Source organism: Moorena sp., from assembly GCF_982860115.1.
In genome coordinates, this window is the sequence record NZ_CEYLVT010000176.1 from 1,769 (window position 1) to 15,730 (window position 13,962).

Genomic DNA, 13,962 nt, shown 5'->3' on the forward strand with positions numbered 1-13,962 from the left:
CTTCTTGTCTACCTTGTTCGAGACCCTGTTCGAGACCTTCTTGTCTACCTTGTTCGAGACCCTGTTCGAGACCTTCTTGTCTACCTTGTTCAAGACCTTCTTGTCTACCTACTTGTCTACCTTCCTGAATCAAGGTTTGATTAACACTGTACATATCCCGGTAGACCTTCAGACTATCCTGGTACAGGGCTTGCTCTTCAGAGGAGAAATTGGCAATCTCGGCCACCTCAAATAGCTGGGCAAACACATCCCCTTGCAACGGTTCAGGGGGAGCATTACAGCTCGCCAGATGCCTGAATAAAAATAACCACTTATCAAAATGGGTTTCTAGTTGATCAACAGATTTAGTAAATTTCGGTAGTTCCACATAGATGAATTTCAACTTATCGTAGAACACTTCACACCGCTGATTTTTTAGCTCTACCACATGCAACAGTTCTGAATCATGCTTATGGTCATCAAAACTAAAATCCAGAATACCGACGGTGTAGACTGCGGTTAGCTGATAATTCCAATTTCCCTGTTGCGCCTGTTCTTGGATGGGGAAAGTGGCATAGTAGACACTGCGGTCTTTGAAGAACGTTTGTTTTGCCTTTTGCATTTCCACAATGAAGCGTTCACCGTTTGTGCTCTGACAATAAATATCGAAAATCGCTCTTCTATCCACTAAGGTCTTACCCAAGAACTCTGGATTCTTAATAGTGACATCCTGAATTTGATGGTGAGGAGGCAGCAGCGTATTTAAGAAGTCGATCAACAGTGCCTTATTTGGCTCAGTGCCAAAAACGCGCTTAAAGCCGAAATCCGTGAGCAGATCAATGTATTTATCTGGCAAGGGGAAAACCATATCAAAAATTCAGATTAATCAAAAGGTATTTTTATTAGCTTTAATTTCGTCTATCTCCCTATTTCCCGATTGGGTGCATCTCTTTGATTTTACTAAAAAACTCTGGAGCTATTGCCCCTAGTCTTCCATCGCAGCAGCAATAAGTTTGCGAACGCTGGGAGAGCGAAATCCCAGTATAATATCTTTGGGAGAAACACCCCGCTCAATTAATTCACTATCGATATAAATCTCAGTACTATTGTGCTGTATCCAGATTTGACCTTCGATCAGCTCAAGATGCATGGCACAACCATAGATGCGGTACTCATTACGCCATTCGTTGTGGAAAACTAAATAACGATCCCGTTCTCTATCAAAGATAAGTTGAGCATTGATATCATAACTGGCAAAACTTTCTAAAAATTCGCAGGTAATCTGACGATACTGATCTAATTTATCCATTGGTCAATAACCTCATGATTCGGATCGTAAACAATTAATCGGACTTCATATCGTTCAATCACAGTTTTGGCAGGTTCAAATCTGATGAACATTTGGTAGGTATCTTTGGGAATCGCCAGATACAAAATGCGTTCTGGCTCATCAGATATTTCTAAAGCAATCCGATAGTTAAGAAACTGACCAAGAGCGGTGTGAAATTGAGAGATAGTTGAGCCACGGACAAAGCTTTTAACCTCCACTGCTATTTTACAACCTTCTTTCTCAGCAGCGATCGCTTCTTCCGCAGCCAGATCGATATAGATATCAGCCATGCCGTAGCGTAGTTGATAGGGATCGTGAGTAATCAGCCAACCATCTTTTTGTAAAGCTATTTTAACTGTATTGTGGAAAATATCTTTGGCCATACTTTGATTATTATAATGAAATTCCCAACACTGGCGGTGCGTTACGGGACGGGCTGTCCCAACACTACCAGACGGAAAATCAGTGCGAGCCCGTCCCTAACACACCCTACTGGACTTGATTATTGGCTCACTAATTGATTAAACCGCTTTAGATAAAGTAGGGTGGGCAAATAGACATGATTGATGATCAATTGGTTAATGGTTAATGATTTGCCCACTCTACCTCTACTTACAACCACAAAATGGAGAGAAAATGTCCCTAATTCAAGAAGATATCGAACAAACGTTTAGGCAACTCGTTCAGCAGTGGCGGGAAGAAACCAGAGGAATTTCATCAACCACTCAAGCAGCTATGCATCCTGCTTATCAACAAATTATTGGCATGGGAAAAGAAGCAATTCCGTTATTATTAAGGGAACTTGAACAAAAATCTGGACGGTGGTTTTGGGCTTTAAAATCCATTACTAGAGAAGATCCTGTTCAAGAAGAACATCAGGGGAATACTCAAGAAATGATCAAAGCATGGCTAAATTGGGGACTCCGTAACGGTTATAAATGGTAGGCAATGAGGCGTGGTTATCGCAAGTCAGACAATGGATTGAAAGGGATTATCCTAATTTAGTCTCTACAAATTATCACATAACCAGTGCTGATACAATTGATTATAATTGTGTAGCTTGGGCGGCTGAAGATACTCAAAGATGGTGGTGGCCAGATCCAATGAAAGAGAGTTATTGGCCAGTTAATGTTCCAAGAGTTGAGACACTTTTGGCTTTTATTAAAGCTTTTGAAACTCTTGGTTATGTAATCTGTGAAACCCCTGATTTAGAAGAAAATTATCAAAAAATAGCCATTTACATTTTAAATGGTAAACCCACTCATGTTGCTAGACAACTATTAAACGGAAAATGGACGAGTAAATTAGGACAGGATGAGGATATTGAACATGATACATTAGAAGGGTTAACTGGAGACAAATACGGTCAAGTCGCCCAAGTTATGAAGCGACAAGTAGGTAGATAAATTAGGGTGTGGGGTGTGGGGTGTGGGGTGTGGGTAGCTGGGTGCATCTCATTTTTGCGGTTTGGGTGGTGCGTTACGGGACGGATTTTATTAACATTTACTACCGAGGAAATAAGGGCTCGCCCGTCCCTAACGCACCCTACGCCACTAAATATCTAAATCGTTTAGATTGAGTCGAGCGCCATAGGTTTCAATGAATTGGCGGCGAGGAGCAACTCGGTCTCCCATGAGTACAGTAAAGATTCTGTCTGCTTCAGCAGCATCTTCGATTTCGATTTGCTTCATGGTGCGAGTTTCTGGATTCATGGTGGTGTCCCACAACTGCTGTGGCATCATTTCACCTAATCCTTTGAATCGTTGGATGTTATAGTTAGCGTTTTCGGGAAATTGGCTAATCCGCTCTTGTAGTTCGCGATCGCTATAACAATAGTTATGGTTGCGACCTCGTTCTAGTTTATATAACGGAGGACAAGCGATGTAGATGTAGCCTTGGTCCACAAGGGCTCGTTGATAGCGGTAGAAGAAGGTTAGTAATAAAGTACGGATGTGAGCGCCATCCACATCAGCATCAGTCATTATTACAATGCGGTGGTAGCGTAAATTGGACGGATCGAATTCTTCTCCTTTAATCCCTAGCCCTAGGGCTGTAATTAGGGATTGGATTTCTGTGTTCTTGTAAATTTTGGCATCATCAGTTTTTTCAATGTTGAGGATTTTACCACGCAGGGGGAGAATGGCTTGGAATTGGCGATCGCGTCCTTGTTTAGCACTGTTGTGAACAAATACCCCACTCTCTAAAGCGAAATTATGGGTATGAGGCACTTCAATATCATAAACATCCACCAATTGTTCTAGGGGTTCAATGGAAACAACTTGGTAGTTATAGTTGCTTTGCTGATTTTGGGTATGATTTTGCCCCCCTAGCCCCCCAATTTTGGGGGGAACAAAACTCTTAAAGTCCCCCAAAGTTGGGGGATTTAGGGGGCTTGACCACAACCCAACGTACGGGAATTCATACTTCAATTCAGCAACGCTGTTATAGTTAGCAACAGCGTCACAAACCTGTGTCTGATTACCTGCAAAAGCGGAATAAGCTTCTTTGTTGTGGGTTTTGATGTTTGCCTGTTTCCTGATTTCTGCCAGTGGGCGATATAGAGGCATTAGCAAATCATCAGGAGTCAGAGATACTGCTGACTTATAACTACCATCTTGCAACATGAAGCGGTGATCGGGAGTGCAAATAATGGTTTCTGAGTTATCTAAGGTAAGTTTGATGACTTCAGCATTGGCTTTGGTCATTCTGGGATTAATAATCCGTTCTATTCCGATGCTGCCGTTATTGGTAATGGTGTAGCAAAAATGCTCTTTACCCATAGCTTGTTCAGCTACAAGTTCCTTGAAGCTCAAGGAGCGTCCATCAGCCAGGGCAACCTGTGTCTCTCCAGAAAAACATCCCCCTGCACTATCCCCTTCAACGATGAATATCTCTGATTCCCCTGGGTCCCGAGAACTACAATCGGCTAACTTACCGGGTAAGGGAGAAGACTCTAGTACTGACTTGCGCCGCACTAATTCACGAGCACGACGAGCAGCTTCTGCGGCTTTATAGGCTTGAATCGCTTTTTCTAAGATCGTATCGACTACTTGGGGACGAAAATCCAGGTATTCAGTCAAGACTTCCCCAACTAGGGAATCTACAATGCCCCTTACTTCTGTATTCCCCAGTTTAGTTTTGGTTTGACCTTCAAATTCTGGCTCTGGGACTTTGACAGAAATCACCCCAGTTAATCCTTCTCGGACATTCTCACCACCTAGGTTAGACTCATTTTCTTTGATTTTATTACGCTTGCGTGCGATCGCATTCATGGTTCGGGTCAAGACTGTCTTGAGCCCTTCCAAGTGGGTACCACCATCAATGGTGCGAATATTGTTAGCAAAACCCAGCAAATTATCACTATAGGCATCAATGCACCATTGTAGTGCCACTTCCACTTGGATATTGTTGCGTTCCCCTTGTATATAGATAATTTCCTCGTGTAGGGCGTGCTTTTCTCGGTTCATGTAAGCGACATATTCCTGGATCCCTCCTTCGTAGTGATAGGTTTCTACTCTGGGTTCTTCCAGGCGATGGTCTGAGAAGGTAATTTTAACACCAGCATTGAGGTAAGCCAGTTCTCGGAGACGTCCGGATAAGGTGGTGTAATCAAACTCAATACCGCCAGTAAAGATTTCGGTATCTGGCTTGAAGTTTACTGAGGTACCAGTGTGGGTCTTTTTATAGGGCTTGACGAGTAGTTCAGTCATGGGCACACCCCGCTCATAGCGCTGGGTATGTTCTTTTTTATCCCGCCACACCGTTACCTCTACCCACTCAGACAGAGCATTGACTACGGAAACACCAACACCGTGCAATCCTCCAGAGACTTTATAGCCGCCGCCACCAAATTTACCACCGGCATGAAGTACGGTCATTACGGTTTCCAGTGCTGATTTCCCTGTGGTAGGGTGGGTGTCTGTAGGAACCCCTCGTCCGTCATCGGTAACGGTTACGGAACCATTGCTATTGATATCAACTTCGATGTGAGTACAATACCCAGCCAGCGCTTCATCGATGGAATTGTCTACAACTTCGTAGACTAGATGATGGAGACCCCTAGGTCCAGTTGTCCCGATGTACATCCCTGGGCGTTTCCGCACCGGTTCGAGACCTTCTAGAACTTGAATCTGATCGGCACTGTAACTACTCGTCATAATCTTTCGGGGTTCTCCGTTAAAAGCTTTGAAAGGCTATGATTCATCAAAAATGACAAAACACTCGAAGATTGTAACACAAAAGCCTTACAGGCGACCACAGCCCATTTTCATAGGTTATTTATATAGGGGATTGACTATATAGTTTATGATGGTGTCAGATGAAACAGCCCTCCCCTCAAAACTCAAAACTCAGCACTGAGCACTCAGCAGTAATAGTAATTTGTGGTGCCACAGCCACAGGTAAGTCGAGTCTAGGGATAGCATTAGCACAGCGAGTTAGTTCAATAATTATTAATGCTGATTCTCGTCAGGTTTACCGGGAATTTGATATTGGAACCGCTAAGCCGACACTGGCTCAACAACAGCAGGTACCCCATTATCTAATCGATATCTGTGACCCAACCGAAACGTTAACTGTAGCTGATTATCAACAGCAAGCCCAGGAAATTATAGCTAGCGAACACAGGAAAGACTGGGTAGATCAGGCAGAGTTAAACAATAACCCTCTTTTTTTAGTTGGCGGTACTGGTTTATATATCAAATCGATAGTGCGGGGGTTAAAAATTCCTCGGGTTGCGCCTCAGGAAGATTTGCGTCCGCAACTAGCTGCTCTTGGTCAAGCTCAGCTCTATAATTTCCTCCAACAGATTGACCCTGTTGCTGCTCAGAAGATTCATCCCAATGACCAAGTGCGGACATTGCGAGCATTGGAAGTATTTTATGTAACTGGAATTCCGATATCACAGCAGCAGGGAGAGAATCCTCCTAATTATCCAATTCTCCAGATTGGCTTGGAATGTCGGGATTCTGAAACTATTACCCAGCGGATTGCTCAGCGTACTGACCAAATGTTAGCAGCCGGATTTGTGGCTGAGGTGGAAACTATTGTTCAGAAGTATGGATGGAATTTACCGTTACTGGATACGTTGGGATATCGGGAATTTAAAGATTATCTTGTTGGTAACGTATCCCTTGATCAGGCCAGAGAGTTAACTGTTGTCCACACTCGCCAATTTGCTAAACGTCAACGCACTTGGTTTAAGGCTTATCCTGAGATTGAATGGTTTGATGCTGATTCTCCTGATTTGTTAGAGAAGGTTTGGGAGCGGATAGAAGGTTTTTTAGAATTAAGAATTAAGAATTAAGAATTGAGAATTAAGAATTTATAATCGGGAATCGGGAATCGGGAATCGGGAATCGGGAATCGGGAACTTTCGAGCAGTAGTCAAGATATCGGAGGAGTTTTCGGTGTTAAGCTGTGGTGCATTTAAATTAGATATTATTCAAGAAGATAAACCGTGTCTTGATGGGATCGCTCATAGGGGTTTCCTCCAAAACCGTAATGGTGCGTTTACAGTCGTCGAATTAAATTTGCCACGGGTCGCACCTCTGCATCGCTTTAACAGAGATGTCCGCTGTAATCCAGCTATATTAATTACTATAGCTGGAACTTAAACAAGAAATGGAGAGCACTCTATGAAACGTTTCAAGTGGCTCAGTATCTTTCACTATATTTGGGGCGGCATTTATTTCTTCTTTGGATTGTTCATATTTCGTATTTATTTCGATTTTTCGAGATATATCATCCAGATGCGTCCTTCATTATGTCTTAATGAACCTTTCCGAGGAGATGCATGTGATAGTTGGATAATTTTATTCACTATCGCCATGCATATATTTCTACTTGGGTTTGGAATTGTTAATATAATGGCAGGATTATTCTATCAGCGAGCTAAGCCAAATACTGCTAACTGGATTGCGGCATGTGTGAATCTGTTGAGTTTACCAATTGGTACAGCATTAGGAATATATAGTCTGTTGAAACTCAATAATTATTTAAAGGAATTACAGGAATCTGAAAACTAAATACTATGAACAATTATCACAGCGATCGCATTTAAAGCCAACCGCGTCTTGAGTAAAACCAAATGCCTTTAGTAAAAATTGCCAACGACACTGGCGAGTTTTCAGGTATTGATTCATCTGAGACTGGGCTTGCTGTTGGATAGTACTAACCTGTGCTAGGGAGGAAGATTTTTGAGACCGGTGTTGCCGGTAATGGAATGGATCAATCCATTCTAGTTGACCAGCACTGTCAAGGAGTGCTAAGGCTATGGCACCATTGGGAAACTCTTTCGCTACTTTGGCTACTTCTCCCTGAGCTGGTAATTGCTTTGCTAACTGTTGAGCTTGTCGGTATTGCGATCGCATTTGATGGGCAAAAAACTCTTGTCGTTGCTTATCCTCTGGATTGAACCATCCTGTTGGTTCACTGACTAAGGTCAAAGCATCTGCTGGTTTACCATCCCTGCCACCACGACCTACTTCCTGAATATATTCCGATAAGAGTAAAGGTGCTTGGAAATGCACGACCCAGCGTACATCTGGCTTATTAATCCCCATGCCAAAGGCACAGGTACATACCACAAATTGGGTCTGACCACTAATCCAGCTGGCTTCAATTTTCCGACGCTCCTGAGCACCCAAGCCAGCGTGGTAAGCTGCGGTGGAATATCCCAAGGAAGTAAACCATTGCGCTAACACTTCACTATCTTTTCGGGAACGGACATAGACTAACCCAGCTTGTTTAGGTCTGGCTTTAATATAGTTCAATACTCGTTGGCGGCGTCCTTTCGGAGTCCAGACGGTTTGGACGTGGAGGTTAAGATTGTCTCGATAGGGGCTAATTAAAAATGTTTGGGGTTGTTGCAATTGCAAGACTTTGCGGATGGTTTGTTGAGCCTTGGGGTCAGCGGTAGCAGTAAAGGATGCGATCGCAATTTTTGTTCCCTTGGGCTTACACTTAAGCAGTGCTGGTCTTACTGCACCCAAACGGCGATAAGCGGGTCTAAAGGTATCACCCCATTGAACCAAACAATGGGCTTCATCTAAAATCAATCCATTAATCTGAAGCTGTGGCTGACACAACCGTTTCCACACTGCTGCACTGAGTAGGGTTTCTGGGGATAAGTAGAGCAATCGCAGTTGTTGCTTTTCGATTGCTTGAAGGGTTTGTTGCCGTTGGTAGCGAGGTAATTCACTATGTAACAGAGCAGCAGGTAATTTGCGATCGCGCAATTCCTGCACCTGATTTTCCATCAATGCTACCAGTGGAGAAATCACTAATGTTAATCCAGTTTGTAGTAAAGCTGGTAGTTGAAAACAAATCGACTTCCCACCACCAGTAGGCAAAACAATTAAAGCATCCCGTTGTTCTAAAATCATCCGAATAATTTCACCTTGGGGAGGTCGAAAATCATCGTAGCCCCAGAATCGTTTCAATGCTGCACGAACATCATCCCATTGATGATTACTGGATTGATTACTATTAGTAGTATTGCTATTATTGCTAGTGTTTTGAACAACCATCCTGCTTCACTCTCCTTGATTCCTTTTCAGCTTAGAGAAAGCCTGAACGGTTATACACTAGAATATCAACGGATTTTGCTAGTATGATTAGTCAAATAATGTCCGTGAGATTCCGTAGTAAAGACATGCGAGCCCGTCCCTAACGCACCCTAAACAACTAAAATCAAAGCTACTATCATAGCTTGACTCCATAAACAAGATCCAGGTGCGATCAATTTTCTAGTTCAGATTCACTACACTATCTGAGATAGTGTTAACTTTGAACAATTTGCCTTGGCCTACGATAATATTTGTAAATACTTAGCCGAAGAATACCCATCGGAGTTTTTTCATTGGCTATTGGGTGAAGAACCTCATGATATTCAGGTACTTAAAACTGAATTGAGTAGTGAACCCATTCAAGCTGATGCTCTGAGTCTACTGCAAAGTACTAACCAAATTCTGCACCTAGAATTTCAAACTGTACCCCCATCCGATCCACCACTACCATTTCGGATGTTGGACTATTGGGTCAGACTACACCGCAAGTACCGATGTCGGATTGACCAGGTGGTGATTTTTCTAAAGTCTACGACCTCACAGATGGCATATAGTAACGAGTTTAGGGATACTAATACTTGGCATCGTTATCAAGTAATTCGCTTGTGGGAGCAAGACCCATTACCACTATTGGCCAATCGAGCTCTGTTACCCTTGGCCACTCTAGCTAGGAGCAATAACCCTAATCAATTGTTACAGCAAGTGGTTGCCGAAGTGGATACAATTGAAGAAAAACCATTACGGGGAAACCTAGCAGCTTGTGTGGATGTACTGGCTGGTTTACGGTTTGATAAAGCTTTAGTCCGTCGATTATTGAGGGAGGAAATTATGGAAGAATCAGTCACTTATCAAGATATTATCCAGAAGGGAGTTCAAAAGGGACTCCAGCAGGGAATCCAGCAGGGACTCGACCGAGGAAAACAGGAGGAAGCGGTATTAATTGTGATGCGTTTGCTAACCCTGAGGTTAGGTTTAATTGACCCTGTGCTCCAACAGCGGATTGAGGGATTATCCATTACTCGATTGGAGGAATTGAGTGAAGCGTTGTTGGATTTTAAGACCGCAACGGATTTAGCGGTTTGGTTGGAGCACGGCTGATATTGAACTGTTAGTGTTCACCAGGATTTTTGGTGGGAAGATGATTTTGATAAGACCTGATCTAATCAGGTCTTTTTTAGATTTTATCTAAATCATTAGTGCTGGGGTATCATAGCTTGACTCCATAAACAAGATCCAGGTGCGATCAATTTTTTAGTTCAGATTCACTACACTGTCTGAGATAGTGTTAAGTTTAAACAATTTGCCTTGGCTTACGATAATATCTGTAAATACTTAGCAGAAGAATACCCATCAGAGTTTTTTCATTGGCTATTGGGTGAAGAACCTAGAGATATTCAGGTACTTAAAGCCGAATTAAGTGCTGAACCAATTCAAGCTGATGCTCTGAGTCTACTGCAAAGTACTAACCAAATTCTGCACCTAGAATTTCAAACTGTACCCCAATCCCAGCCACCACTACCATTTCGGATGTTGGACTATTGGGTCAGACTACACCGCAAGTATCGATGTCGGATTGACCAGGTGGTAATTTTCCTAAAATCTACGACCTCAGATCTGGTATTTACGAACGAGTTTAGGGATACTAACACCTGGCACTCTTATCGAATAATTCGTCTGTGGGAGCAAGACCCTCAACCACTGTTAGCCAATCGAGCTCTGTTACCCTTGGCAACTCTAGCTAGGAGTAATCAGCCCCTAGGATTGTTAGAGCAAGTGGTTGCCGAAGTGGATAGAATTGAAGAAAAACCATTACGAGGAAACTTAGCAGCCTGTGTGGATGTATTGGCTGGTTTGCGGTTTGACAAAGAGTTAGTCCGTCGATTGTTATCAGAGGAAATTATGGAAGAATCAGTCACCTATCAAGATATTATCCAAAAGGGAGTCCAAAAGGGACTCCAGCAGGGACTCCAGCAGGGACTCCAGCGCGGCAAGCAGGAGGGAGCCCTATTAGTTGTGATGCGTCAGCTAACCCTGAGGTTAGGTTTACTTGACCCTGTGCTCCAACAGCGGATTGAGGGATTATCCATTACTCGATTGGAGGAATTGAGTGAAGCATTGTTGGATTTTGAGACTGCAACGGATTTAGCGATTTGGTTGGAGCACTAAATCCCAATTTAAGAATTAAGAATTAAGAATTAAGAATTAAGAATTAAGAATTATAGATTCTACATTCTTAATTCTGCATTCTAGATTCTACATTCTGACAGACAATTTTGGCCAAAAGGCCACGCTATGCGAACAACGTCAGAACCTTGATACATTAGGATTGCTCAATAGCAATGCCGATTTAAACCACAGGAGAGATAACATGGCAGGAAAGCAAATCTTAATGCTCGTAGGTGACTTTGTAGAAGACTACGAAGTGATGGTTCCCTTCCAAGGGTTGCAGATGGTAGGACATACCGTTGATGCTGTCTGTCCTGACAAAAAAGCTGGGGACATTGTTCGCACAGCGGTTCATGACTTTGAAGGAGACCAGACTTACACGGAGAAGCCTGGTCACAACTTCATCCTCAACGCCACCTTTGATGCCATAAATCCTGAAGATTATGACGCCCTAGTGATTCCAGGGGGGCGAGCACCAGAATACATCCGCCTCAATCAAGATGTGATCAAAATCGTGCAGCACTTTGCCCAAGCAAACAAACCAATCGCAGCAATTTGTCATGGTGCTCAATTGTTGGCAGCAGCAGATGTACTCCAGGGTAAAAAATGTTCCGCTTATCCAGCCTGTGGTCCCGATGTTACCCGTGCTGGTGGAAGCTATGCTGACATCCCAGTAGATCAAGCAATAGTAGACGGTAATTTAGTAACAGCTCCCGCTTGGCCTGCTCATCCCCAGTGGCTAGCAGAATTCCTCAAGGTTTTAGGTACTCGCATTGAGCATTCATAGGACTTATCCATGGGGTGAGGTCCAATATACATAAAATAGCGATCGCAAACTCATCTGCGATCGCACCAAATACAACTAATGGAATTCGCGTTACCGTGGCCAGATCCAGTTCCTATAGCAGTCCAAGACAAGGTTAAGACATAGTTCTGTTCCCTGGTTAAAACCTTCTTGACTATTGCCTTTTGCCTTTTGCCTTTTGCCTTTTGCCTTTTGCCTTCAAAGGATAAGCAATGTCCCTGACTGGTTCACCATAATTGCTATATATTTAGTTAGTATTGCGGTACTGATGAATCAATTTCCTGACTCCAGGCGGTAATACCTCCTTTGACATTAATCCCTTCAATACCAGCCTCTTTCAAAATTCCCAATGCTTTAGCTGAGCGACCTCCCTTTTTGCAATGGGCAATCAAGCGATGACCATTAACCAGTTCCTTGACTTTTGCTACACCAGAACCTTGTTCAATATCCGGTAATGGCACTAGCACTGAGCCAGAAATCTTAGCAATGTCATACTCATGGGGATTGCGGACATCAATCAAAACAAAATCATCCGCACCACTATCCATGAGTTCCTTGAGCTCCTGGACATTCATCTCTTTGATATCCATCTGGCGTTTGGCTTCCTCTTCTTTAGCTTGGGGAATGCCACAGAATTGTTGATAGTCAATCAACTTCTCAATCACCGGTCGTTCTGGATTGAGTCCAAGTTTCAATTCCCGGAAGGTCATATTTAAAGAGTTGTACAGCAACAAACGTCCACTGAGGGTATCCCCCTGGCCTAAAATAATTTTGACCGTTTCCGTTGCTTGAATCACCCCAATAATTCCTGGCAGAATGCCCAAAACCCCTCCTTCGGCACAGGAAGGTACCATTCCTGGTGGTGGGGGCTCAGGGAACAAGTCGCGGTAGTTGGGACCACCTTCGTAATTAAAGACTGTCGCCTGTCCCTCAAACCGGAAAATAGAGCCATAGACGTTTGGCTTATTCAGAAGTACACACGCATCATTGACTAGGTAACGGGTGGGGAAATTGTCCGTACCATCGACGATAATGTCATAGGGTGCCATGATTTCCAAGGCATTCTCGGAATTCAGCAGGGTTTCGTAGAGGTCTACCTGACAGTGAGGGTTGATTTCTAGAATCCGCTCTTTGGCCGACTGAATTTTGGGTTTACCTACCCACGACGTCCCGTGAATTACCTGACGTTGGAGGTTAGAACTATCTACAACATCGAAATCTACTAGACCTAGGTTTCCAATTCCAGCAGCAGCAAGATAGAGCAATAGGGGTGAACCTAATCCACCACTACCTATACATAGGACACTGGCAGCTTTGAGGCGTTTTTGTCCATCTAACCCAACTTCGGGCAAAATCAGGTGTCGGGAGTAACGTTCGTATTCGTCTTTACTTAATTGGATTTCATCTAGATTGGGATTTAACATGGCATGTTGGGTTTGAAGCGGTAAGACTCAGGACTTAACCTTTGATCATGATAGTTTCTTCTGGCTGGAACTGGTGCTGTTCATCCAGGCTCCAACTTCTGAAGTCACACGCTTTACCTTCCTCAACGGCAACAATAATATACGAGTATTGCTGCCATGCGATCGCACGATCAAATTCTGAAGGTACCGCTGGGTGATCCGGATGAGAGTGATAGATCCCGATTATATCGAGATTGCGATCGCGTGCGTCTTTTTGTGCCCGCATTAGCACCTCAGGAGCAATGCTGAATCGGCGCTGTCTGCTATAATCTCCCTGATGTTTGCCCTCAACCGTAGGATAGGCATCAGCTGCTTCACCATCCCAGTTGTTCGGTGTGGGTAATACCTCAACCAGAGTTTTCACCTCACCCCGGTGCTTACCCAATAGTAAACCGCAGCACTCTTCAGGATAGGTACTTTCTGCGTGGTTTTGAATTGCCAGTTGATGCTCACTGTCCAGTGTTAAGCCCATACCGATTTAACTATCACCCTTGAAGTAACTCTTTTTTTGTTGACAGTTGAGTGTATATGTAAGCCGTCAGCCGTCAGCCGTCAGCCTATGCGCACACGTGCGCGTTCAGCCATAGCCCATAATTTGATAGCTGATAGCTGATAGCTGATAGCTGATAGCTGATAGCTGATAGCTGATAG

Annotated in this window: 15 protein-coding genes; 8 read left to right on the plus strand and 7 right to left on the minus strand. The window is 43.5% G+C overall.

Going from position 1 to position 13,962, the window contains the following annotated elements; genetic code table 11:
- The 3 genes from AC4II3_RS23995 to AC4II3_RS24005 form a co-directional block, all read right to left on the minus strand.
- Positions 1 to 847: Rpn family recombination-promoting nuclease/putative transposase (locus AC4II3_RS23995; protein ID WP_488013335.1), on the minus strand; the 847-nt coding region annotated here is incomplete at its 3' end.
- Between the two features lie 117 nt (positions 848 to 964).
- Entirely contained in the window at positions 965 to 1,288 is a 324-nt protein-coding gene (locus AC4II3_RS24000; RefSeq protein WP_293108345.1) for a XisI protein, read from the minus strand.
- Positions 1,276 to 1,692, minus strand: coding sequence for a XisH family protein (locus tag AC4II3_RS24005; RefSeq protein ID WP_488013337.1), 417 nt, complete (start codon positions 1,690 to 1,692; stop codon positions 1,276 to 1,278). The genes AC4II3_RS24000 and AC4II3_RS24005 overlap by 13 nt, the downstream gene beginning before the upstream one ends.
- 253 nt (positions 1,693 to 1,945) lie before the next feature.
- On the opposite strand from AC4II3_RS24005, the gene AC4II3_RS24010 reads away from it, so the two are divergent.
- Together AC4II3_RS24010 and AC4II3_RS24015 are read left to right on the plus strand one after the other, a co-directional pair.
- Positions 1,946 to 2,254, plus strand: a complete 309-nt coding sequence (locus AC4II3_RS24010; RefSeq protein ID WP_488013339.1) for a hypothetical protein — start codon at positions 1,946 to 1,948, stop codon at positions 2,252 to 2,254.
- Positions 2,248 to 2,715, plus strand: coding sequence for a DUF7689 domain-containing protein (locus AC4II3_RS24015; protein WP_293108338.1), 468 nt, complete (start codon positions 2,248 to 2,250; stop codon positions 2,713 to 2,715). The genes AC4II3_RS24010 and AC4II3_RS24015 overlap by 7 nt, the downstream gene beginning before the upstream one ends.
- Positions 2,716 to 2,862: 147 nt before the next feature.
- Here the strand turns inward: AC4II3_RS24015 and gyrB are convergent, their stop codons facing one another.
- A complete protein-coding gene (gyrB, locus tag AC4II3_RS24020; RefSeq protein ID WP_488013342.1) occupies positions 2,863 to 5,466 on the minus strand; it encodes a DNA topoisomerase (ATP-hydrolyzing) subunit B in 2,604 nt (867 codons plus the stop codon).
- 161 nt (positions 5,467 to 5,627) lie between these two features.
- On the opposite strand from gyrB, the gene miaA reads away from it, so the two are divergent.
- The 3 genes from miaA to AC4II3_RS24035 all read left to right on the plus strand — a co-directional run bounded on the left by miaA (position 5,628) and on the right by AC4II3_RS24035 (position 7,335).
- A complete protein-coding gene (gene miaA / locus AC4II3_RS24025; protein ID WP_488013344.1) occupies positions 5,628 to 6,614 on the plus strand; it encodes a tRNA (adenosine(37)-N6)-dimethylallyltransferase MiaA in 987 nt (328 codons plus the stop codon).
- Between the two features lie 103 nt (positions 6,615 to 6,717).
- A complete protein-coding gene (locus AC4II3_RS24030) occupies positions 6,718 to 6,924 on the plus strand; it encodes a hypothetical protein (protein ID WP_488013346.1) in 207 nt (68 codons plus the stop codon).
- Between the two features lie 21 nt (positions 6,925 to 6,945).
- Positions 6,946 to 7,335, plus strand: a complete 390-nt coding sequence (locus tag AC4II3_RS24035; RefSeq protein ID WP_488013348.1) for a hypothetical protein — start codon at positions 6,946 to 6,948, stop codon at positions 7,333 to 7,335.
- A 3-nt stretch (positions 7,336 to 7,338) separates the two neighbouring features.
- On the opposite strand, the gene AC4II3_RS24040 is transcribed toward AC4II3_RS24035, so the two are convergent.
- Complete coding sequence (locus AC4II3_RS24040; RefSeq protein WP_488013350.1) at positions 7,339 to 8,838, minus strand: RecQ family ATP-dependent DNA helicase; 1,500 nt, start codon at positions 8,836 to 8,838, stop codon at positions 7,339 to 7,341.
- A gap of 273 nt (positions 8,839 to 9,111) precedes the next feature.
- Between AC4II3_RS24040 and AC4II3_RS24045 the strand changes: the two genes are divergently transcribed.
- From AC4II3_RS24045 to AC4II3_RS24055, 3 genes are all read left to right on the plus strand, one after another.
- Positions 9,112 to 9,975 carry an Rpn family recombination-promoting nuclease/putative transposase gene (locus tag AC4II3_RS24045; protein WP_488013352.1) on the plus strand — a complete coding sequence of 288 codons (864 nt, stop codon included), beginning with the start codon at positions 9,112 to 9,114 and terminating at the stop codon, positions 9,973 to 9,975.
- A gap of 207 nt (positions 9,976 to 10,182) precedes the next feature.
- Complete coding sequence (locus AC4II3_RS24050) at positions 10,183 to 11,043, plus strand: Rpn family recombination-promoting nuclease/putative transposase (protein WP_488029555.1); 861 nt, start codon at positions 10,183 to 10,185, stop codon at positions 11,041 to 11,043.
- Between the two features lie 202 nt (positions 11,044 to 11,245).
- On the plus strand, positions 11,246 to 11,830 hold the full coding sequence (locus tag AC4II3_RS24055) for a DJ-1/PfpI family protein (protein ID WP_488017060.1): 585 nt from the start codon (positions 11,246 to 11,248) through the stop codon (positions 11,828 to 11,830).
- Between the two features lie 269 nt (positions 11,831 to 12,099).
- Here AC4II3_RS24055 and moeB read toward each other — a convergent pair whose 3' ends face one another.
- On the minus strand, positions 12,100 to 13,272 hold the full coding sequence (moeB, locus tag AC4II3_RS24060; RefSeq protein WP_488017062.1) for a molybdopterin-synthase adenylyltransferase MoeB: 1,173 nt from the start codon (positions 13,270 to 13,272) through the stop codon (positions 12,100 to 12,102).
- Between the two features lie 34 nt (positions 13,273 to 13,306).
- On the minus strand, positions 13,307 to 13,783 hold the full coding sequence (locus AC4II3_RS24065) for a M67 family metallopeptidase (RefSeq protein WP_488017064.1): 477 nt from the start codon (positions 13,781 to 13,783) through the stop codon (positions 13,307 to 13,309).
- Between the last annotated feature and the right edge of the window lie 179 nt (positions 13,784 to 13,962).